Annotated in this window: 19 protein-coding genes and 1 pseudogene; 10 read left to right on the top strand and 10 right to left on the bottom strand. The window is 54.6% G+C overall.

What is annotated here, in order from left to right; all coding sequences use genetic code 11:
• Positions 1–118: 118 nt before the first annotated feature.
• The 4 genes from O8B93_RS12255 to O8B93_RS12240 all read right to left on the bottom strand — a co-directional run bounded on the left by O8B93_RS12255 (position 119) and on the right by O8B93_RS12240 (position 5789).
• Positions 119–2638, bottom strand: a complete 2520-nt coding sequence (locus O8B93_RS12255) for a methyl-accepting chemotaxis protein (protein WP_269710287.1) — start codon at positions 2636–2638, stop codon at positions 119–121.
• 269 nt (positions 2639–2907) lie between these two features.
• Complete coding sequence (locus O8B93_RS12250) at positions 2908–3324, bottom strand: hypothetical protein (protein ID WP_269710286.1); 417 nt, start codon at positions 3322–3324, stop codon at positions 2908–2910.
• Positions 3325–3349: 25 nt separating this feature from the next.
• A complete protein-coding gene (locus O8B93_RS12245; protein ID WP_269710285.1) occupies positions 3350–4777 on the bottom strand; it encodes a hypothetical protein in 1428 nt (475 codons plus the stop codon).
• A gap of 760 nt (positions 4778–5537) precedes the next feature.
• A complete protein-coding gene (locus tag O8B93_RS12240; RefSeq protein ID WP_269710284.1) occupies positions 5538–5789 on the bottom strand; it encodes a helix-turn-helix domain-containing protein in 252 nt (83 codons plus the stop codon).
• A 196-nt stretch (positions 5790–5985) separates the two neighbouring features.
• Between O8B93_RS12240 and O8B93_RS12235 the strand changes: the two genes are divergently transcribed.
• Positions 5986–6345, top strand: a complete 360-nt coding sequence (locus O8B93_RS12235; protein WP_269710283.1) for a hypothetical protein — start codon at positions 5986–5988, stop codon at positions 6343–6345.
• Between the two features lie 739 nt (positions 6346–7084).
• Here the strand turns inward: O8B93_RS12235 and O8B93_RS12230 are convergent.
• The 3 genes from O8B93_RS12230 to O8B93_RS12220 all read right to left on the bottom strand — a co-directional run bounded on the left by O8B93_RS12230 (position 7085) and on the right by O8B93_RS12220 (position 9079).
• On the bottom strand, positions 7085–7387 hold the full coding sequence (locus O8B93_RS12230) for a cold shock domain-containing protein (protein ID WP_269710282.1): 303 nt from the start codon (positions 7385–7387) through the stop codon (positions 7085–7087).
• A gap of 47 nt (positions 7388–7434) precedes the next feature.
• Positions 7435–7758, bottom strand: coding sequence for an integration host factor subunit beta (locus O8B93_RS12225; RefSeq protein WP_269710281.1), 324 nt, complete (start codon positions 7756–7758; stop codon positions 7435–7437).
• 367 nt (positions 7759–8125) lie between these two features.
• Positions 8126–9079: a hypothetical protein gene (locus O8B93_RS12220; RefSeq protein WP_269710280.1), complete on the bottom strand. Its 954-nt coding sequence runs from the start codon at positions 9077–9079 to the stop codon at positions 8126–8128.
• A 423-nt stretch (positions 9080–9502) separates the two neighbouring features.
• Here O8B93_RS12220 and O8B93_RS12215 point away from each other — a divergent pair, with 423 nt between their 5' ends.
• The 6 genes from O8B93_RS12215 (at position 9503) to O8B93_RS12190 (ending at position 16480) form a co-directional block, all read left to right on the top strand.
• Positions 9503–9847 (top strand): type 2 periplasmic-binding domain-containing protein, encoded by a 345-nt coding sequence (locus O8B93_RS12215; protein WP_269710279.1) that lies wholly within the window; start codon positions 9503–9505, stop codon positions 9845–9847.
• Positions 9837–10616, top strand: a complete 780-nt coding sequence (locus tag O8B93_RS12210) for a zeta toxin family protein (protein ID WP_269710278.1) — start codon at positions 9837–9839, stop codon at positions 10614–10616. The genes O8B93_RS12215 and O8B93_RS12210 overlap by 11 nt, the downstream gene beginning before the upstream one ends.
• Before the next feature lie 574 nt (positions 10617–11190).
• Complete coding sequence (locus O8B93_RS12205; protein WP_269710277.1) at positions 11191–11703, top strand: hypothetical protein; 513 nt, start codon at positions 11191–11193, stop codon at positions 11701–11703.
• 437 nt (positions 11704–12140) lie between these two features.
• A complete protein-coding gene (locus O8B93_RS12200; protein ID WP_269710276.1) occupies positions 12141–13169 on the top strand; it encodes an AAA family ATPase in 1029 nt (342 codons plus the stop codon).
• The gene (locus O8B93_RS12195) at positions 13057–15588 is read left to right on the top strand and encodes a S8 family peptidase (protein WP_269710275.1); all 2532 of its coding nucleotides are present in this window, start codon (positions 13057–13059) and stop codon (positions 15586–15588) included. The genes O8B93_RS12200 and O8B93_RS12195 overlap by 113 nt, the downstream gene beginning before the upstream one ends.
• A 685-nt stretch (positions 15589–16273) precedes the next feature.
• Positions 16274–16480, top strand: a complete 207-nt coding sequence (locus tag O8B93_RS12190) for a cold-shock protein (protein ID WP_269710274.1) — start codon at positions 16274–16276, stop codon at positions 16478–16480.
• Positions 16481–16668: 188 nt separating this feature from the next.
• Here O8B93_RS12190 and O8B93_RS12185 read toward each other — a convergent pair whose 3' ends face one another.
• Positions 16669–16917 carry a hypothetical protein gene (locus tag O8B93_RS12185; RefSeq protein WP_269710273.1) on the bottom strand — a complete coding sequence of 83 codons (249 nt, stop codon included), beginning with the start codon at positions 16915–16917 and terminating at the stop codon, positions 16669–16671.
• Positions 16918–17523: 606 nt separating this feature from the next.
• On the opposite strand from O8B93_RS12185, the gene O8B93_RS12180 reads away from it, so the two are divergent.
• The 3 genes from O8B93_RS12180 (at position 17524) to O8B93_RS12170 (ending at position 20913) form a co-directional block, all read left to right on the top strand.
• Positions 17524–18783, top strand: a complete 1260-nt coding sequence (locus O8B93_RS12180; RefSeq protein WP_269710272.1) for a cytochrome P450 — start codon at positions 17524–17526, stop codon at positions 18781–18783.
• A 78-nt stretch (positions 18784–18861) separates the two neighbouring features.
• Positions 18862–20037 (top strand): cytochrome P450, encoded by a 1176-nt coding sequence (locus O8B93_RS12175; RefSeq protein ID WP_269710271.1) that lies wholly within the window; start codon positions 18862–18864, stop codon positions 20035–20037.
• 438 nt (positions 20038–20475) lie between these two features.
• Complete coding sequence (locus tag O8B93_RS12170) at positions 20476–20913, top strand: VirK family protein (protein ID WP_269710270.1); 438 nt, start codon at positions 20476–20478, stop codon at positions 20911–20913.
• A 97-nt stretch (positions 20914–21010) separates the two neighbouring features.
• On the opposite strand, the pseudogene O8B93_RS12165 reads toward O8B93_RS12170, so the two are convergent.
• Positions 21011–21571 (bottom strand): annotated as a pseudogene (locus O8B93_RS12165) (type II toxin-antitoxin system HipA family toxin); the annotation flags it as partial.
• Positions 21572–21930: 359 nt separating this feature from the next.
• Positions 21931–22143 (bottom strand): hypothetical protein, encoded by a 213-nt coding sequence (locus tag O8B93_RS12160; protein WP_269710269.1) that lies wholly within the window; start codon positions 22141–22143, stop codon positions 21931–21933.
• Positions 22144–22383 lie beyond the last annotated feature (240 nt).

Here is a 22383-nt window from a genome sequence, read left to right as displayed (position 1 = left end):
AGGGGAACGACTTGGCAACGTGATCACTTCGAGCAAGAACTCGAGCTTGTTGAACAGTAACCGAGAAAGCGGGATCCTCGCCAAGCCTCGAGGTCAGAAGCTCGGCGGGAGGTTTATCTCAGGCGGCGGTTTGATACTGCGCCTCCGGCGGCCCTGCGACAATCTTGAACTGCTGAACCAGGGCGAGAAGACTGTCTGCTTGCGACGCTAGCTCGCGGCTTGCTGCACTGGTTTCTTCCACCATGGCCGCGTTCTGCTGTGTCATCTGGTCCATCTGGTTTACCGTGGAATTGACTTCCTGCAGGGCACCAGACTGATCGTGGCTGGCGCGGGCGATCATTTCGACATGCTGGCTAAGGGTGACGATCTGGGTGCTGATCTTCGCGAGCGCCGTGCCGGTTTCCTGAACGGACTGCGAACCGGAGCTGACTTCGGTCGTCGACTTGTTGATCAGGCCCTTGATCTCCTGGGCCGCGGCGGCGGAGCGTTGCGCCAGCTCGCGGACTTCCATCGCCACAACCGCAAAGCCCTTGCCGGCTTCGCCGGCGCGCGCCGCCTCGATGCCGGCGTTGAGCGCCAGCAGATTGGTCTGGAAGGCGATCTCGTCGATGACGCCGATGATCTGCTCGATCTGGCGCGATGCATCTTCGATGCGGCCCATGGCGTCGATCGCCTTGCCGACGACGGTCGCCGAGTCATCGGCGCTGCGCTTGGCCTGGCGGACGATCTGGTCGGCATCCTTGGCGCGTTCGGCAGACGAACGGACGGTGACGGTGATCTCATCAACGGCGGCAGCGGTTTCTTCGAGCGAAGCCGCCTGCTGCTCCGTGCGCTTGGCGAGATCCTCGGCCGACTGGGCCATCTGGTTGCCATTGCCCTGGATCATTTCGACATTGTCGCGGATCTGGCTCATGGTCGCCTGCAGGCGGAGCATCGACCCGTTGAAGTCTTCACGCAGCTGTTCGAGGCGGCCGATGAACGGCGTGTCGATGGTCGTGGAGATGTCGCCCTGTGACATGCGTTCGAGACCGGCGGCAAGCTCGTTGACCGCAAACTCGATCTGGCGGTCCATCTCGCGCTTTTCGGCATCGTTGCGCTGACGCTCATGCTCGGCAGCCTGACGCTCCTCGTCGCTCTGCTCCTCGATGCGGATCTTCGAGATGGCATTCTCCTTGAAGATGCCCAGCGCACGGGCCATGTCGCCGATTTCGTCATGCCGCTTCTCGCCCAAGATACTGGTGTCGAGCGCGCCGTCGGCAATGCGGCGCATGGCGGCGGTGATCTGGCCGATCGGACGCTGCAGGGTCAGAACAAGCGCGATGCCGCCGATGATCGAGACCAGGATCCCAAGCGCCGTTGTTGCCACGGAAATACTGTTTGCCTGGCCGCGCTCGGTTCCCGCGGATTGCTTTTGTAACTCCGCGAAGCTCGTCAGTTGACGCCAAATGTTGTCCAATTGATCACGAGCGGCGTGGTAATCGGCCTCTCGGTTGCTGTTGACCGTAACAAGCATTTTTCCGTCCGCATCGAGCGATTGAATTGCAGGGGTTATGGCGGCGGAGATCTGATCAGCGAAGTTCAGACCCTGGGCGCTATCGACCAGTGTCTCGAGGTTGGAGTTGACCCATGCGATCTGTTGGTGAAGCTTATCGTAGTTGTCCGTGTCGACCTTGACCGTCATGTCAGCGATGGCCAACTGCAGAGATTGTACCGCTGCATCAAGACGCCTGGACTTCTCCAATATCGATGCGGTCTTTGCCGTGCGGTCATCCAGATGAACGAAGACTGAGTTTGCCTGACGCATCATTCGTAAGGCAGCGCCCTGAACGTCACTCGCTGCACGACGCAGTCGCGCGACATCTTCGACCTCGTCTCCGGATGCATCCCGGCCGGCGGCAAGGTGGTCCTTAAGATCAGCTATGACTTGCTGCAATGTCTTGACCAGTTCACTCTGGTCCCGGGGAATAGACAGTTCAATCATCCGCGCCGCTTTTGTAATTTGCGGTATTGCGCCTGACAAAGTGTCCAGCTTGTCTGCAGGCCCCTGCGCTTTTGAAAAATCATCAAGCATTTCAGTCAACGTATCGCTGCCTTTCAAGACGCGGTCTGCTGCTCGCAGCGTAGCGGTCCCGCTGCTCTGTCCAGCGCGAAGATCCTGGTCGAGCTGTTGAGTCGCCTCTGCCAATTTCGTGCGTGAGTCGACTAGCGACTTCTGCGCACTATCAATAGAGAGGCGGAGAGCCACCTCCCGTTCGTGGAGCGCCCAAAGGCTGTCGATTGTCTGGCGCAGGACGATCGTTTCAGACGATGCCTGCACGAGAGCGTCTCGCCCGTCGTTGTCTCCGATTTGTTTCAACGTTGCATCAAGTATGTCTCGCTGCGCCGTTATCTCGTTATACAGGCCATCTCTTCTTGCCTGATCCGTATCCCGGAGAAAGGCGTCCATCGAGCCGTAAAGATCTTTGAACCCGCCGAGAGATTGCAGAACGCTGTTAGATATCTCCATTCTGCCTTGAAGCAGTCCGGACGCGTAAAGCCCGGTCAATCCAACCGCAGATATCGTGATGATGAATGGCACGACGACGATCAGGACCTTCGCCTTGATCTTGAAGCGAGACAAAAACTTATCGATGAACATGCTTGGCCCCTCAACGGCTCTCACGCGCAGCCGAGGTTCGGCAGCAGCGAGTGCGCGACGCTACATTTGATGATCTGGGAGCCCGGGTTCGGGTGGCGTTCATTGCCATTCATCGCGGAGGGAATCGGATGACCCAATGATTCAACGCTAAGGGATGACCGATTAATTTTCGGCTAAAGCGAGCGCTTTCGCTATCTTCATCTGTCGCACACAGGGAACTCACCGCCGAAAAATCGCTGTGCCCGTCTCGGCGCCGGATGACCGCAGTTTTAGGCAACCGTATACACACGGGAAAGGTCGGTTTGGGCTAGATATTGCCGGCCATCCTCGATCATGGACTGTAGCCTCGTGTCCACCTCGCTCAAATGACCGGAGTCTGAGTCGATCAATTCGAAGAGGTGATGGTTGATGAAGCTGTAGAGATCAGCCGCCAGCTGGGTCGCTGCCTCTTCTCCAAGGCAGGCCAGGCCGTAGATTCGAGTGAGAGACCGGACCTCGACCGTATGCCACAGCAGCGCCTTGCTGACGGAAATAGCGATAACGTCCAGGCAAGGAAGACTGATGCCCCCGCTGACATCGAGCTGCACGGCTGCGGGAAACGGTGAGTTCAGCGACACCTTCCATTTTCCCTGTGGAAGGAGCCGTGCAAAGAATCCGGGCCGATATGTTCGAACGCGATCAAACATCAGAGCTCGTGTGGCACCAGAAAGTTCAGTCCGGTAGCCATGCACAATCAATCCAGTGCCGTTCATACCGTTTTGCGAATTCCGTCATCTCCCGGACGTTGGCCTGTGGCGTCTGGCAGGCGCGGGCGCAGGTGGTGACCACGTCTCGGTAAAAGGCCGGCGAAACCGGCCGGATGCCCTCGTAGTTCATGATCAACTCGGGGAGGCGTTGCGTGGTTGTTTCTCCGCGAGGGGCCATGACAAGGGTCGGCGGAGTGCTATGCGCATTGATCAAGACGTACCGCCAGCTCGGGTCTGCCTCTCCCTGGGCGGGAACGAGTTCACAAGGGCAAGCATCACCGCCGCCCGAGATCTCCTGATAGATCGCTTCGAGGGCCATGGCTTTTCTCGCGATCAGAACATAAGGTCCCCAAGAAGTGTAGCCGCCCATCCGCTCGTCATAGAGGATGCCCATTAACTGCCTCAGGTCGTCGCAGGTCGACTTGTCCAAGGGGGAGCGTCCCGAGACAAACCATTGGAGTTGTCGCAGTGTAATCCCGATCGCAGCTGCGATCTCTTTCGGCGGATTGGGCCAGGATGCTACCAGATTTTTGGCGATTTCCGCCGTATTGTCGTACTCTTCGTAGACCGGGATTTCGTCATTGTCATCATCGTCGATATCCTCTGATGGAGCCTTCCCCAAACGTAGCCAGGTTCTGCCGCCAAGCCCGTCGTGATCAAAATAACGTGGTTGATCGGGTGGAAGGGATGTCTCCCAGGATGACAGCCATGGACCGGCTTCCCAATCGACCTCTTGGAGGGGAATTGATGCCGGGTTGCGCATTGGCAACTCCAGCCACCGCTCGATCTTCTCCTCCAGTTTTCGGTTGCTGAGCCTGGGAGGGCCTTGGTCCGCCCTCCAGTCGTGATCCCTATGTGCATCACGGCACAAGGCCTCGACGGACGCGGCCAGCGACAGTTCAACCGGATCCTGCTTCTTCAATAACCAACCAGATGCATCCTGGGCCGATCGCAACGATGCGGGTACTGTTTTATCCTTGGCGTCGGCAACCTCCAGCCGGACTCCGATTTTGGTGAGATCCGCCGCCAGCGATGGATCGGCCTGCGCAATATAGCGGTTCACACGGAGAATATCCGGCACGCCACGCAATCCTTCCGCGTTTCCCCACGCCGTCAGCAACACTTCGCGAAACGGTCTGCGATGTGTAACGGTCGAGAATGTCAGCCAGCGGATTGGAAGGCCGGCGACGGTGAGGCCATAAAGCAAAATCGGGCTCAGTCCATATCGCTCAGCGTCCGCGAGTCTGATGGGATCATGCGCAACCACAATGCCATATTCGGGATGGTGGAACACAGACTTGGCGGTCGAGACGTAAAAGTGATGTTCCCGGTTTGGCTGTTGCGCCTGATTGTCCATGGTTGCTCTCAAAATGATGAAATCAATATGCACCATGGTACAATTTCGGCGCGAAGGTCCAATGAATTTCCTTGCTTTGAATAGCGCTTGGTTGCTGTTCCTTGGCAGGACGCCCTCAGCGAAATGCACCTGATCGGGGTGCCGTTGCTCGTATCGACGCCATTGCAATTGTGGACGCATTCCCGCCTGAAGAAAAACGTCTCCGGTCGTGATGGCTTTATCCGTCCGTTAATGTGCTGACGAGTGAGACGATCCGTCGTCTGACGCGCTCCGGAAGTAGTAACATGCGCCCGATCAGATCCTGTTCTTCATCGCTATCGAGATGCGCGAAATGTCTTTCTATATTGAGCACGATCGTATCGGAATCGTGCTTCCTAAGACCTTCCTGGCTTATCGAGAAAGTAGCTGATCGGCGCGTTGAGAGCGGTCGCGATCTCAAACAGACGTGACGTACTCACGCGATTTAAGTCGGGCTCGTATTTGTGCATTTGCTAAAACTTAAACCAATCTTTCTGGCCAAATCGGATTGGGAAATCGGCATGTCCGTTGTTGGTGCGATGCGGTCAACGGCTTTCTCAGTGTCGGCAGCTTCAGTGATACGCTGATCTTCGACGAACCTCCGCTCGGCTACGTCTGAGATTGTTCAATCATGGCCTAAGGCGCATGCAGCCGTGCGGCTGAACTGCTATTCTTTGCGATCGATCCGTGCAGCTCTTCGAGCTCTTCAGCGCCGACCGTATAATTCCCTGGCCTGAATGGAGACAATGGCCCGCTTCACATCATCACAAGATCGGGGCTATTTTTCCTTTGCGATCGCCGAGAGAGCTTGAGCTGCGTCGAAACCCAAGATTTCAGAGAGTTCAAGAAACTCGATCACATCGACCCGTCGCTGTCCGCTTTCGAGACGGGCGACGAAAGACTGATACTCGCCGAGCTTGGCGGCGAGATCCGTTTGCGTCAGGCCTTTCGCCTCACGTTTTTCAATCAGAAGCGCGATCAGCGCCTGATGTCGTTTCGTGCCGAGCGTTTTCGTCACGTCATCACCCATCCTTAGATAAGATGGGGCTTCCAGTATATCTGTTTTTCAGTTATCTTAAATTCAGATATTTGGTGAGACGACCCCTCCGTAAGGAGGGAGGGACCTGGGTGCAAATCTGCCCGGAGATGATCGTATGCGGATGATAATATGATGCAGCCGTTCCGGTTACGGCTGGGCCGAGGGCGATCGAAGACGCAGGAGGTGCATGAAGGTGGTACCCGACGAAACGGCTGACTTGCTGATGGCCCTGCTCTTTACCGTCAGGAAGATTGTTGAGAGCGGAGCGCAAGGCAAGCAGCGTATAGCGAATGCCTACCACGATGGGCGTTCGCTCATAGCGACGATAGATCGTGATCACGGTTCAGCGCGCCCGCGTATCGAGGCATGCCTGGCGCATTTCAACCTGTATAAGAACGCCGACAATGCAGCCGCGGCTGGTTGGATGCTGGCTGCGATCCAGGAGCGCGTGGGCGAGCGTGATCTCTACGGTTGGCGCAGGCTCGGAGAGATCGTCGATACAGCAGTGCATGAACTGCTCTTGTCTGAACAGGCGTCGCTGCATTGAGCTGTCGCGACGCGACGATAATGCTCGTCGACAAGCCAATTTGCCTTCTTTGACAGCGACACTCGAACCATGTCGCTCGGAAAATGTGACCGTCAGCGCATCATTCTGTGCGATGTCTAGCATCTTGGTCGTCAGGCACAGGTTTGTGGAGATCCATGCCATGCAAAGATATGTGCTCATTGAAGATGAGGATCATACCTACGCTGTCGTCGACGCTCTTCCTTCGAGACGGATCGTGCGACCCGGTATCATACTTGAACATCAGTCTGCGCAAGTCGCTGAAGGAATTATCCCGTTGCTTGAGGCGCTGGATCGCCACAGGGAAATGCCCAATTGATCCACAGGGCAGGGTCGAGCGGACTTTTGCTTTTCCATGGGAAATGGCGAGACGATTGACCGTCGTGGATATCCGTCGCGCGATCCCAGCATATACCAGGTCGCCGGCATTTTCCGACTCTAGGGATGAGCTCGGACGAGCAACATCGCTGGGCCGGCCAGGAGAGCCAGGCCGATCAGAAGCGAAACGCTGAACTTCAAGAGCTTGATGCGCCGTGTCCTGGCGCCGTTCCAATCATATGCGACGTAAAACCCCATACGCGAAACAAAAAGGTCTAGGCTACAGATAATGGTTGCAAGCGAACTGGCCAAGAAAAATCGACTTATTGGTCTCTCGTTGCAGGCTGGCGAAAAGGTAAGGCTGCAACCGAATTTTAAATGCCGGAGAACAACCGAGCCGGCTTCAGGCTTGCCGCAATCCCCATTCCTTTTCGAATTCGTCCGCAAAATCGTTGAGCGGCTCATTCGTCGTTTGGACGGGAGATTTTGGATCAGCATCGCTGGTCACTGGCGAGAGGTCTTTTGCCGACCTTTTGCCATCTTCAATCTCAAGAGCATAGGCAATGGGCACGCCTGGTGTCAGATGAGGCAGTTTCGCCTTCATAACTTCACTGAGATGGACGAACACATCCGGGCTACCGTCGTCGGGCTTTATAAAGCCGTACTTTTTGCTCGCGTCAAACCACTTGACTTTCCCTCTCGTCATAAAGTTCCCCTTACTGTTTTTTGGTCGGATTGCGAGCTATATCGTAGCTAGACTTTTGAAGCAGGACCAGTTTCACGAGCATCGAGGTTGCTGGGCGCGTTCAGGCGATGCTGCATTTCTCTTCCCGCCTTGAAAAACGGAACCCACTTTTCTTCGATGAAAATCGACGTGTTCGTCTTGGGGTTTCTGCCTGATTTCGCTCGGCGATGGCGGACACTGAACGCGCCGAACCCTCTCAGTTCAATCCTGTCACCGCGCATCAGTGCTTCGGCCATTTCCTCGAGGATCGCATCAACGATTCTTTCCGCATCCTTTAAATGCAGAAAGGGTCTGCGATGAGCGAGGATTTCGATAAGTTCGGATTTGATCATGTCCCAGTCTATGGTTCGGAAAGCTTGACGTTCGTTAAAGCAGGCAGCCAAAGCGGCACTGGGCGGAATTGCGAAGCGGCACGGCACCTTGTCGAAATTCCCTCTTACGTGAGAATTTTGCAAGAGACGAAGCACCGCGATGGACGGATAAGCTTATTTGCCGCGAGCCTGATAAGCGGATTCCCTGCTATGGCTCTCGAACAGAGTGTGGGCAGACATCAGCTGAGGGCGATTGAGAACTTTGATGTGTCGGGGATTCGGCTTGGCGATTTTCCGGTCTTTATCTAGTCCCCGTTCATGGCCAAGAAGGCGGCCGCACTCGCGAACAGCGAACTTTTGCGGCATCGATTTTAGATAGCCTCACTGTCTATCGTCCAAAATCTGATCGCTCTCTGTATTCTCGATCTGAACCCCTACTTTGATGGATATCTATGGTGCGTTTCACTAAGTCCGCTACATGTACCTGGATTTCGGTTGCTTTCGTCATGCGATCGAAATCACTTCCCCGGTATCCAGTCACCAACTCTTGGATGGACTTTTCGATTCCGGTTATTATAGGGTCTAAACTTGATACGCTGCAACCGGTACTTGAGGCACTTATTTTGTCTTCCCATTTTGTACGGATCTCACTTCTACGTTCTGCTCGTTTCTGACAGATGCTAATTGCTGCATCTAGAACATGATGCTGTCCGTTGGATTCCACGATGGTTTGTACCATCCGTCTTTGGAGCGGAGTCATTTTAACGTCGGCTTCGACAAGCGCTATCCCGCCCGCCACCATGTGCAGGTCACTCATGCCTTCAAGGTCATCCGAGAAATATTCGAATGATTTTTGAAGGATAGCGTTGCTCTCGATCTGATCAAAAATCTTAAGATTCCCGGCCAGTCGTCCAATCGCCCAAGCTTGATCCAAGCCGTGCTCCATGTTCATAACATGCACCACGAGTTCACGTTTCCTAAATGTCGGTTGAAGATGTAAAGTTGCCTCAACGGCTTCAATGCGAACATGCGCGTGCGCCCTGTGACCTTGATCATCGTCGGGATAATCGAAGCCAGTCTCCGGAATCGCGGTGCGATAGATGATGTCGATTGCTTTGCTCAATCGGCTCAAATTGTGGTACAAAGCCCCAGTATTTTCATCGTTTTCCACGGTGTTGCGTAATCTCTTACTGGTGCGTCGTAACGCATTTAGAGATCTCATCGTTTCTGGAGCATCGTTGCTGACCAAGAAACCAAGAATCTTGCCCGCGGTGTCGGAATCCAACCGATCGAAAGCGTTCAAACTACTTGTGGCTTGACGGGTCGCATTCGTCCTATTCATGGCACGTTACCTAATTTCAACGCAGTACAATCATCATACCAAGTGCTTCCCGCCATGTATTGTTTAATTGGGTTGCAGATGTAATTTGAGCAATCAACGACATGGAACTCTTTAGAATGTTCTATCGATCAATTGCATTTGCGATCACGAGCATTCCGCGAACGATAGCACTTATTCGGAAATCGAAGGGTTTCTTGTTATCGGCATGAAACACGGTAGAACTGTAGGGCCGGGCGTAGTCGCGGTCTCCAAGTGAAAAACACCAAACTCCGCCTGTTTGCGGAGTGAGTGTCTTTAGTCCCTTCGGACTTGCGCTTGTTCTGATCCCGGATTGCAAATGTAACAACAAAAGTTTTGTTCGCAATCAGAAAATATTGGCGGGCGTTGTATTTTGCAAATTCAACTTTGGCCAGGAGAATACTCATGATTCCAAATTTGGATCACCGACTAGGCGGCGAGCTCGGGCTTTCGAAGCGCTATTCGGATAAGCCGGCATTTGAGATCATAAACGATGCTCACGATAGGTTGGGGGCATTCACCTCAAGGCTAGTCACCTTCAAATATGGTGGGCACGAACGCTTCGAGGAGTTCGCATCCCGATACGCTTTAGCCGACACTAAACGCATCGAGTTTGCACGGCGACTGGAATTTCTCGATGGTAACGCTGTAGAGGCGGCAAACCTGACCGATGAGTTGAATCGCTTCATCGAAATGTTTGTTGATCCGTGGCTCACCGAATTTGAGGAGCCACGCGAAAATGAAGAATGATCATGGAGTTGAAAGAGCGCCAGCCCTGTCGACGACGCAGCGGCAGTTGATATTTGAAACTGAAATCATTCCGGCAATTGGTGCGCATGGGCCGCCTGTTGAAAAGCCAATATTTGCTATAGTCAGCGGCCAGCCGGGCGCTGGAAAGAGCACCATGGTTCGCCAAATCAAGAGCACATTTGGTGATGAAAGCACCCAACGAATAATAGCCGACGATCTTAACGCTTATATTCCTGGCAACAATGCTGCCCTTATGAAGGGCTCGCATACGCTAGAGCGAAAGAATTCGTCTGCGGTTACCGATTGGTATTATCAGCTATTTGATCGTAGTATAGACAGTAAATTTAACATAATATTGGAGTCGTGCTATTCGCCAAATCAATATATTTCGCTTTTGAATAAAGCGCGCTCAAATGGCTACAGGACAGAACTAAATATTATTGCGACGGACAGAATAACGAGTTTTACTGCCATTCATGATCGTTTTGAAAAAGCACTGGCGAACAAATTCTTAGCCTCAACTGTGTTGCCAGATGCTGATACGCACGATCACTACTATTCAATATGGCCACGTGTCGCTTTTGACGTGGAAAACAATAGAACTTTTGACAGAATTGCGATCGTGAACCGGGACGGCAAAACGATTTTCGAGAATGAACAAGTCGCAGGAAATAACGGAGAACCGACTTGGAAGCAAAAGCCCGACGCGCTACGGGCGTTGATGAACCTTCGAAATCGTCCGTTAGACGGGAAACACAGCACTGGGTGAAGAACGTTTGGGATCGACTCCGTCGAAGCGTCGCATTCTCACAACATCCAGATTCCGTGGGCCTGCCAGTCGCTTCTTATCAGAGTGGTGTCGCATTGAGGCTGAGAGAGCAAAGCGACCTGAGCGCATTCAAAACACGCCCCGACTTTCTGCGAGAGTTCTCGAAAAAGTTTTCACAGAATTTGGAGCGCGACGTTGCCCTTGTAGGTCGTCACAAATGTAAGCGAGGTGAGTTCCAAGAAGAGATTTTTGAAGAGCTTTTTTTCGAAGAGTTAGCGTCTGTCCATGGTTCTCTTCAGGAAGCGATTACTACGAAGTTTGGACCAGTCATTGCAAAATCTAGTGAAGGTAAAGATGCACGCTCCGCGATGGTTCGGCCTCTAGCAGGCCTGCTTTAGGCGAGAACTCTACCACCAAACGGCTGAAAATCGGCCCTGACCAACAAAGTATTGCGCCAAATGCCGGCGCCGTCAAAATCCCCGAGCACGGGGCGCAACCTGTCAAGCACCAACGTCCTAAATTTCTTGTTGAGGTCTCAAACCACATTTACAGACCTATCGAGGAATACAATCGGATGACCCGTGATGAAGCCGGCTCTTCGCAGTTGGCTCCTAGCCATCGAGAATTGAAGGTTCTTATTCGGTTGGAAAACGATAGTGGTTACGAAACACTCGCTTCACTCAAAGCGCGACTGGGACCGGAAAATAACGATTTCTTTATTAAAACGATGAACGAAGCTGGATTGTCCCATGATCTCGCTTCAAAAACAACTGGTGAATTGCCGATGGTTTTGTTTGACGCGGGAAATGGCACAACATTTTTCGCGGGCGAAAAGCTCCCTCCGTTGGAAAATGGACGCCGAATACCAACAACTATTTCGGTAGACAGAATTTTGGTCAGGAATGAAAGCGGGAATTTCAGCGAGCTTAGTCAGCGTCTCGCTGAGAACACGGAACTATCGCTTCCGCTGGAAGCGATAAAGCAACTGGGATTGCAGCCTAAGAGAGCTGTGGACAGAGCTTCCGCCAGCGCAGCACCTTTGCAATTGGACCAACGGTCTCGCGACAGTTCGTATGGAAGAGCTTGATCAAAAAGGAGCGGAAGAAACGAAGAATCATGGTGTTGAGCGAATCCTGATTTTGGGATAGCAGGTACGAGAAATTTTCGGAGTTTGCGCCGCAAGTCTTTACATGCGCGCTCCGCACCCGCTTCCGGGCGAGCTGAGATATCTGACGATAGCACGGGAATTCGCTAGGGGCCGATGAACAGAATGAGCACCTTGAGTAATTGGGTTTGTACCCTTTAATTATCGCTTCTTGTACGTTGTGACGACGGCGTGATTTCTTGTATAGACGTTCAACTCGATCTTTTGGTTGACAGGCGTGAGAAGACTTTTTCAATTATTTGAGTTACGATTCGCGTTACCGCGAGTTTACGTCCAGAACCTTTAGAAACGCGATCGACATGGCCCGAAGCGACCTTCTCATTTCCCTTGTACGCGCTGGGGCCTCCGGCGATCGGGCGATGTTGAAATCCGCCACGGAAGCGCTCGTCGCCGAAGAGCGGGCGCAGAACCACCACATCGTCGCCGATCGCCTCGAGCGGGCTCTCTCCACGGTTTCCGTGACGCCGCCGGCGCTGACGGCTGCCTCGAGCTCTGCCGGCTCCGGCAAGGACACGATACTCGAACTCGAGCCGCGGCTTCAGCTCAATCAGCTGATGCTTCCCCTTCCAGTGGAACAGGGCGGCCGTCAGCTCATTGAAGAACATACCCGCGCCGATGTCTTGCGCGCTCATGGCTATGAGCCGCGTCATCGGGTTCTGCTCTCCGGACCACCAGGCAACGGCAAGACCTCCTTTGCAGAGGCGGTGGCAGAGGCGCTTGGGCTGCCATTTTTTGTTGTCCGCTACGATGCCCTGATCGGAAGCTATCTCGGCGAGACAAATGCGCGCTTGCGCAAGCTCTTTGACTATGTCCGCACGCGGCCGAGCGTGCTGTTTTTTGACGAGTTCGACTCAATTGGCAAGGAACGCGGCGATACCCACGAGACTGGCGAAATCAAGCGCGTCGTCTCGTTCCTGCTGATGCAGCTCGACCAACTGCCGAGCTACGTCGTCGTGATCGCTGCCACCAACCATGCCGAGTTGCTGGACCGGGCAGTCTGGCGGCGCTTCCAGATGCGGCTGGCCTTTCCGGCCCCCGACCGGCAGAGGATCGGGGTTTTCCTCACCCGCATTATCTCGCAATGGCCCGATGCGCCAAAGGCTGCAACGAAATCGATCGCCGCGAAACTGGGTACCGTAAGTTTTGCAGAGGCTTTAGATTTCTGCCAAAACGTGCGAAGACGACAGATATTGGGCTTGGGGGAGCTTTCCATCGACGAAGCACTTCGTTCAGAACTGGACCTCTGGGCAACAAGAGTTAGCCCCGAGGTTTTGAATGGCGAGCGATCCGACGAAGCCGATATTGAGACTGCATCCGAGCGCCCCGCAGCCAAGAGCACTCGGCCGACAAACCGTCATGCGCGGCCCTCAACCAAACTCGACCGCTGACCAGAACCAGCGCTTTGGCCCGCAATTTCAGCGCCTAACAGATGTGCTGCAGCGCGACCCGGCGGGTTTATCGCTTCGCGCCAATCCAGCCGCGCTGGCGCCTGAGCGACTCCTCGTATTTGAAGTGAAGGGAAGCATTGCGGCCTTCGCTCGAGCGATCAACAACGTCCCAGGTCTCGAACTTATCGACGAGGAAGAGCTGCCGGACGATGAAGACAAGGCACCCATTGCTTATCTGCTCGTGCCAGACCTGCGGGCGCTGCAGCAGATCGAGTCCCTATGGCGCACATGGGTGGCAGGCCGAGTTTTGCCACAGGGCTTTACGCCGTGGCGGGATGTCTTCGCCTGTCTTCGCGACCTCCGTGTTTGGGGTCCAGCGGATCGCGTCCAGGCACTGGATGCGAATGTCCTCGTTGAGGAGATCGAAGGTCGGGCGGATGACGAGCTCGTTCCTCTCGAAATCGAACTTGTGTTCCGTGCTTCCGCCGAGGCAGGTGCGATCAGCGAAGCGACGGTAACGGCCGCAATCTGGCAGAGCGGCGGTCGCCTCCTTAGTCGCGCCAGGCTTGACGACATTGCCTACCATGCTCTCCTTGCGGAACTGCCTGTCGCGGCCGTGAGGACGGTCGTCGAGCGCACTTCCGGCGGCTTGGCCGGCGTGGAGCCGATCATGCACATCCGCCCGCAAAGCGTCGTCACCGGAATCGACGCCAATGATCTTCTGCCGGCCGCCCCTGCGCTCGCTGTGGGACCTGCGACGGCCGCGCCGATCCTTGCGCTTCTCGATGGGGTTCCGGTCGCCGGCCACCCGTTGCTGCAGCCTCATTTGAGCGTGGACGATCATTTTGGGCTCGAGCCCAGCGCGCTTCTCTCCCAACGATTCCATGGTTCGGCCATGGCCTCCCTGATCGTTCACGGTGATCGCAATAGGCCAGAGCCACCGCTGCCCCGTCAGGTGCACTGCATTCCTGTGCTCGGGGAGAATGACCGCTTTCCTTCGGACAGGTTGATCATCGATTTGATCTATCAGGCGGTGATCCGCATGCGAGCAGGCGACCAACCGTCGGCTCCACATGTCATCATCGTCAATATTTCGCTCGGCAATGTCAGGCGACCATTTTACGGGCAGCTCTCGCCCTGGGCGCGACTCCTCGATAGACTGGCGTACCGGTTCGGCATCCTCTTCCTCGTCAGCGCCGGCAATATCACGGCGCAATTCCCTGTCGCGGCCTTTGCAAACAGGGTCGCATTTGAGGATGCCAACGCCGATCAGCGTGCACGCGGTGTTATCAACGCCGTCGCAGCTATTGTTGCCGACCGCCGGCTTTTGTCTCCGTCGGAGACGGTCAATGGACTGACGATCGGCGCCCGTAACCTCGATTGGGTACCGGTCGCTGATCGAGCTTTGGCGCGTGCAAATGTCAATCCATATTCCGAGCTCGACACCGCAAGCCCGTCCAGTGCGCTGGGGCCTGGCTTCGCAGGCTCCGTAAAGCCGGATATTCTGATGCCAGGGGCACGCGAGCATCTTCGCGTCGTGGCAAGCGCGGAGAGCATCTCGGTCGCGCCGGCGGGTCCAAGCCGAGGAGCAGGACTCAAAGTTGCGGCACCTCCGCGCCCTGGCCTTGAGAATGCTGAGGGGTTCACAAACGGGACAAGTGCGGCAACCGCGCTAGCCTCTCGCACTGCACATCGCATTCATGACGCGCTGGGGGCGGCCTACGGTCAGGAGTTCCTGCAGCTGACGAATGTGCAGCGAGCTGTCCTTATCAAAGCTCTGCTTGTGCATCCGGCTCGCTGGCCGAATGCGGCGGCCGACCTCGTCAAGCAGCTCCTTGGGCCATTTGGGCAAGGTCAGGCTCCGCGTCAAAAGGATAATATCCGCCGCTTCCTCGGTTACGGGGCGTTTGACAGCGACGATGCGGTCGCCTGTGCGGCGGAGCGCGCCACCTTCTGGTGCGTTGGTTCACTCGGCCGTGAGCGGAGCGTCGATGTGTTGGTGCCAATTCCGGCCGCGATCGGCGGTCAGGCACGCGCCCATTCCGTATCTGCCACATTGGCTTGGTTCACACCGGTCGTACCCGGTCGGAAATCCTATCGCGCTGTCAGGATGAAGATCCTCGATCCAGCCGAAATCGCAGGTCTTGGCGTTTCAGCGGATGCTTGGCAACCGGACGGGAACCAGACCAATCGCGGAACCGTCTACACACGGGTTTGGAGCGGGGCGCAGGCCGCGGTCGTGGCCGATGGCATGACCTTGCGGTTGAAAATTCAAAGGGAGCCTGATCCGGCTACGCCCGTTGACGATCTGGTGCCTTTTGGTCTGGCGATCACAATCGAAATGCCCGGCGAACTCAGAATCTATGATCAGGTGAGGAATCGTGCTCAGCCGCGTTCGGCGCAACGAGCCGCACCATAACCGACGATATTGGAGATGGTAGAGCTTCCTTCCAATTTCTTTCGCGACTTCGTGGTCGGGACAAACCTCGTTTATAATGCTGGCGTCCTCCACTCGTGGTAATAGCACAATGGCAAAGATGGCTTGATAAGCGAGGTGTCCCCATTCTGAACGTTTGATTGCGCGATACTTTATGGATTGGGCAATGGTGCCTGCCTACCATCCGGTGGCCCATTGGTTGAGGATACCAAGGCTTTTGCTTATTCTCTACTCCGAGAGTGAGGCGGATCCTCCGCTTTTACTTCTGCCCGACCGCTGCTCGGTTTGGATACTGATGGACGATCACGCCGCGTGGATTTCCTGACCCTGGCATCCATTGCATGGTTGTCGTAACGCCTTGACACCGTAATATCTATGGCTCTCATATTATCCATAGCGCTCGGGGTGAACGGAGCGCTATGGAAGCTAAGGTTTGCTCACGGGTCGACTGTTCGCCCCATTTTTTGGGCGGCGAAGCAAGGATAGAGCGGTATATCCATATAATTATTTCGGATATTCGATTATTTGTCTCCAACAATTACCTTTCGATCTGTGGTTGAAATCTTGTGGTGGCTGGCTCGACGATGGTTGTTTGGCTCCGCTTCCTATATTAAGTCACCATATCGTCAGCGAAGCTGGCGGAAAATGAAACTGGAGAAAGCCGACGATGGCGGCTGGCACTGTAAAATGGTTCAATGCGACGAAGGGTTTCGGCTTCATTCAGCCAGATGATGGCAGCGCAGATGTGTTCGTTCATATCTCCGCGGTAGAACGTGCGGGCATCCGTAGCTTGAATGAGGGCCAGAAAATCACCTACGAACTAGTGAAGGACCGTAGATCCGGCAAGATGTCAGCCGACAATCTCGAAGCTTGACGGTTCGTTTCAGGAACACACTTTGGTAAAGGCGGCTTTATGCCGGCTTTACCAAGCTGCGAATCGGCGCGAGGTCCCGATATCGATCGGTACCGGAATCTATCGTTTTGTAAACATAATCTGAACCATCGCATTGTGCATATCACAGCTCTGGACCGGCATAACGACCTTCTGCGAAGAATGACAGACTACGTGGGCTTGTCCTCTGAAAGAAGCCCAGCAGCGGTGCACAACGCTATGATGACGGCGGCTTGAACAAGAATCCAGAAGTCCGGTCCGTAGACCATCATCCAGAGAGCTGCAGCACACAACGTTGTCATTGAGAATAGTAACATTGTCGTCCGACTGCTGTATTTGCGGCGCCAATCCGCTTTGAATGTCCGCAAGACGACGAAGATTGTGGCTACAGCCATCAATAGGAACAGTACGTCATTCATTGTAATCCTCATCATGGAGCCGTTGTGGCGGCTATCCTATAGATAGGCCCGCGAGCCGGGAGGCTATCGGGCGGTGCAACGCACTTATTCGCTACAATGCTTGATTGCGGCAGGTAGCGGTCGAGCTTTCCAATTGGATCGCTTCAATTTCGTTCTTGTGATGCGATTCGGCACTTGGAAACTGCCATCGTGGTGAATTCATGTCGAGGCTTTTTGCGGTCGTCTGAAGATGAAAAGACGCATGGCGCGACAATCAGCATGAGGCGGTAGGGGCGGGATCGGCTTCTGATTGCCGCTGCGCGAGAAGTTGAGTCGAGCTTATGATTGTCGCGGATAAGGCGAGCGTGCGCTGGCGTTTGCCTTCAATGACGGCATTTTACCCATACACCAAACTTCGGGCCGGATATTTGCCATCGGCGGCCTCTATATGGGGTACTGCAACCGAAAGGATAAACTTGGTCAAATTACAGATGAAACCATATTCAAATATGTAGGCTGATCTTTTGTTGGTACCTTGAGCTGAAGGTAACCTCGTAAAGCTAAGGCTTTGAATTTCTGTATCTTCTATGCCTTCCTTAGCATCGTCATTGCCGAAAGTGTGTTAGAATGATCGCAAACAGCTCTTCCAGCAGTTCCGAGATCGGGCGGCAGCTTCGAGACATTATGCAGCTTGATCCTGACGCTGTTCCTGTAAGCAGGCTCGATTCTGAAGGTCATGAACTTTTTGCAGAGTGGCGACCTCGGCGCCCGTTCCTTCGAAGAGAAGACGGCGTCTTTCTGATTCTTCGCGCTGATCATATCCTTCTGCTGGGCTCAGATCCACGTACAAGGCAAATAGAAACCGAACTCATGTTAAATCGAGGCGTCGAAGGCGGCGCTGTCTTCGATTTCATCCGCTATAGTATGCTCTTTTCAAATGGCCACACACACGCGAAACGGCGCTTACCTTTTGTGAAGAGCTTGGCATTCCGGATGATTGAGGTACTGCGCCCGGAGATCGTGAAAATAACGGAGCATTTGTGGGACGATTTGCAGAAGGTCGAGGAATTTGACTTTGCCGAAATGTATGCATCGAAATTGCCTGCTCTAACGATCGCAAGTGTGCTTGGCTTGCCATTCGAAGATGCACCTTTCTTCACGCAACTTGTTTATAAAGTTTCGCGCTGCTTGAGCCCTTCATGGCGAGAAGAGGACTTTGCGGAGATCGAAGCTTCTGCCATCGAGCTCCAAGACTATGTTCGGGCAGTGGTAGCGGACAGCAGCCGTCGTACAAGCGACGACTTCCTCTCGTGCTACTTGAAAGCGGCGCGGGAACAAGGAGCGCTGTCACCTATCGAAGAGATCATGCAATTGGTTCTTCTCATACTCGCCGGAAGCGATACAACGCGCACCGCGATGGTGATGCTGACGGCTCTTTTGCTGCAAAATCCTGCTATCTGGTCCTCGTTATGTTGCGATCAGTCCGGCGTGGCAGCCGCGGTCGAGGAAGGCCTCCGTTTCGAGCCACCAGTTGGGTCTTTCCCGCGGTTAGCGCTCGAAGATATTGAGCTGGATGGGTATGTGTTGCCAAAGGGAAGTCTCCTAGCCTTAAGTATTATGTCCGGTCTCAGGGATGAGAGACACTACGAGCGTCCCCAGCTTTTTGACGTTGCGCGTAAACAAATGCGTTGGCACCTCGGATTCGGTGCGGGGGTACACCGGTGCCTCGGCGAGGCTCTGGCGCGGGTTGAATTGCAAGAAGGACTTAGAACAATCTTACGCCGCGCGCCGAACCTTGCTGTAACGGGTGACATGCCACGGATGATGGGTCATGGCGGTGTACGGCGTGCCACGGGAATGACGGTGAAGTTAAGTGTTGATCGGTGAGTTCAATCCGTCTCTGCTCGCTTGGTGGAGAGGATATGGCGCATCGCGCTCTGGGTTAAATGGACCGGGAGGATTCTCATGCAATTGGCGCCAGTGGATGGTGTAACGACGATCGACGACCTTACGCTTGATCCCTATCCGATTTATCGCCGAATGCGCGCGCAGACCCCGGTGGTGCATGTCGCCTCGGTGAAGCGGACGTTTTTGACCAGGGCCTCCGATACCAAGATGGTGAAGGATGACCCCGGGCGCTTCAGTTCTAATGACCCCAGCACACCGATGAAGCCGGCCTTTCAGGCCCATACTCTGATGCGTAAGGATGGAGCGGAACACGTCCGCGAAAGAATGGCCATGGCCAAAGCTTTTGCCCCCAAGACGATCACGGAGCACTGGGCACCGATCTATCGGGACATCGTGAACGACTATCTTGATCGTCTTCCGCGCGGCGACACTGTGGATCTCTTTGCGGAGATTTGCGGCCCTGTGGCTGCCCGCATCCTGGCTCATATCCTTGGGATAGGCGAAGCATCCGACGCGGAGATGATACGTTGGTCGCAGCGGCTCATTGACGGGGCCGGCAATTTCGGATGGCGGCCCGAGCCCTTCGAGCGCTCGGACGAAGCCAATGCGGAGATGAACAGGCTATTCGACATCCTTGTCGAAAAACACCGGGCGCAGCCGAACCCCTCGGCTTTCGCGATCATGGTGAACGCGCCCGATCCCATACCCATGAGCCAGATATATGCCAATATTAAGATAGCCATCGGCGGAGGTATCAATGAACCTCGCGATGCTCTCGGCACGATTGTCTATGGATTGCTGACCAATCCTGAACAGTTCGAAGAGGTCAAGAGGCAGCAATGTTGGGGGCAGGTCTTCGAGGAAGGCGTGCGCTGGGTTGCGCCGATCCAGGCCAGTTCGCGCCTCGTGCTGGAGGACACGGAAATTCGTGGGTTTCGCATTCCGAAGGGCGATACTGTGATGACCATCCAAGCCTCCGCCAATCGAGATGAAGATGTCTTTGAGGACGGAGAGTGCTTCAATGCTTTCCGCCAGAGGGATGCGCACCAGTCCTTCGGCTCAGGACCACATCACTGTGCCGGTGCGCAGATCTCGCGTCAAACCATCGGGGCAATCATGTTGCCCATGCTGTTTGAGCGCTTTCCGAATATGACATTGCCCAACCCTGACGCGGTGCAATGGCGCGGCTTTGGTTTTCGCGGACCGGTCAATCTTCCGGTTAAGCTGTTGTGATCAGCAGCGGCTGTCGCATCACGCCTATGGGTTCGGCGTCGTCACCAATCCAGTTTAGGGAAATCTTTTGATCGAACCGCGCAAATGGTGCGACCGCTATCCAATTTGCGTCTCCGCCACAAATCCCAAAGGTATCGCTGGCATGGAAACTGCGTTGCCTTCTGGTTTCAAATGAAGGCGTTAATGGCGCTTCTGCAATTCTCTTGAAACCGACCGACCATACATTTGCCTGCAGGGGCCGTGTTAACCGGACGTGATAGAGATGGTGAACGCAGCGGTTTTTCCGGTTTCACGCTGCGGCCTAAAAATGCTTGGGTTGCAACGCCTTACCTATCCGGCCCCACTCTCCGATTTGAAGCAATGCGGCGAAAGCGCAATCTCCATTCCTTCGTATCGAAATGCTCTCAATTCTTTTACTCGCTCTGAATTGGACCAACTATGAAATATATCGTCCCAACCTTGTTCGCGGTACTCTTGGCTACAGGGGTCAATGCTGCCAACGATACTCATGTGCTAGCGACCTTTCCCGAGATTGAGCTCGCCCTGACTGCTGGCAAGCCGGTGAGTGTTGCGGTTGACTTAAGTTTATGCGCTCCCGCGAACGGTGACACACCGCCAACGAAGACGCGTGGCGGCATTCGTATAGAGGGCTACAGAATCACGGCTGACGGTAACCTCGCGTTTGCCGATCAGCACTTCACGATTGATCGCGACGGTGAGCCCATTCTTCAATTTCTTCGCTATCAGATCCGGTTGGACGGTGATGGCGAACTCACCATGGTCGTTTTCAAAATGCCAAGCTATGAGCGAAAAGGTGCCAGCTTGGCCTACAAGTGTGCGATCAGCCACGGGTTGAGTTTCTTCACTCCACAGTGATCTCCGATTACTGGGTAACACAAATCCGATTTGGCATTTGTCCGCCCCGGTAAGGCAATTTGCAGACGGCGGATCGAAGCTACAAAAAGGGACCCCGTCATAGGGCCTGCGCCCGTCTAAGATCGTTGTGTTCGAAGGCGCTAGCCATCCGGTTGATCTCGGCCGAGCGAGCGCCAACCGCCTTGGCGATGTCGCGCCAGGTTGCGGTCACGGTCGCGACTTCTTTGATAATCGCACGCGCCTGTGCCAGCGTGAGCGCGAAGAATTCCGACGCGGACTTGAGTAGATCAAGCGAACAGGTACCCTCGTCGAGGTCGATGTTCGTGGTCAGTACACGCGCTTTGATATCCGTCGGAACGGGATTGAGATCGTAAGCTGGCGAAAGAGACCAGCCCGCTTTTCCCAGCCACAGAAAGCCGTGATTGCGGAGGTGATCGTCCACGTTGGAGATCAGCACATTGAAGGCAACACGCGGATAGAGGGCATGGGCGTCCGTCTTGCCCTGCGCGCCATGTTTAGCGAGGGCATCGACGATCTCCGGATAGCTACTGCGCTCACCATCCTTGGCGCCCATCATCGCCATAGCTGATAGGAATGGCATGCGGATCACACCGCGGCGGTCGAAGCGATGCGACAGCATGACCATCTTGCTGCCAACCCCATCGAACGTCTACTCCGAAGTCACTGCCGAAAAACCTCTGTCGGCGGCTCGGCAGCGAATAGCCGCAGTTTTAGACGACCGTTCACACGCCAAAACGGCTTTTAGCATCTCAAGCCGTGCCGCTTGACAAACCGGTCGAAATTTTTGCGCGAAGCTAGCGATCATAGCCGATGTTCATCGGACTTCTTTTAGGGTATTGGCATTTTGCCCCGGTCGTTGGCACTATCGCCACCCCGTGTGTCAACGATACGCCCTGTCGCCAACCTAGCTTTGGTGACAGGGCTAAAATTTAACTGATCCCACTGAGGCACACTAAGATTGGCAAATTGCGCACAACCGCGCTCGGCGGCGGGCGTTCAGTTCTTCAGAACGCGTTCGGACGGCATTTGCGCAAAATTGCGAGCTTCAATCAGCGCTTCAATAATCGCAATAGTCAGGCGCACGATACAATAATCAGTGCTCCATCTATGACCTTCTGATGTCGAGCGCAGCAAATCCAGCCCCTGAGCCGACACAATATCTTCGGCGCGATCAATCGCCCATTCCGTAAAGTTTTTTGAACCTGACATCGTTCTTCCCGATAACCACAGCTATCCGTGTTGCTTCCGCACTTCTAGGATGAGAAGAAAAACAAGCAGTTAAGGGGCGGCAATCGTCCGACGTACGCCGAGTAACCCTACCGCTCCAAGAAATATGGGACCGCTGCAGAATCACGCAGCCTGATTTTCTGCCCTGCTGTTTTCAACAAAGGCATGAGCCGCGACGCGCAACAGACTCGGTCTGCTTTAAATCAATACCTTACCGGCTGC

The organism is Martinezella rhizogenes (assembly GCF_027460065.1).
GTDB lineage: Bacteria > Pseudomonadota > Alphaproteobacteria > Rhizobiales > Rhizobiaceae > Agrobacterium > Agrobacterium rhizogenes_C.
Note: the sequence above shows the minus strand (reverse complement) of the source record. Positions and strands in the feature narration are given on the sequence as shown.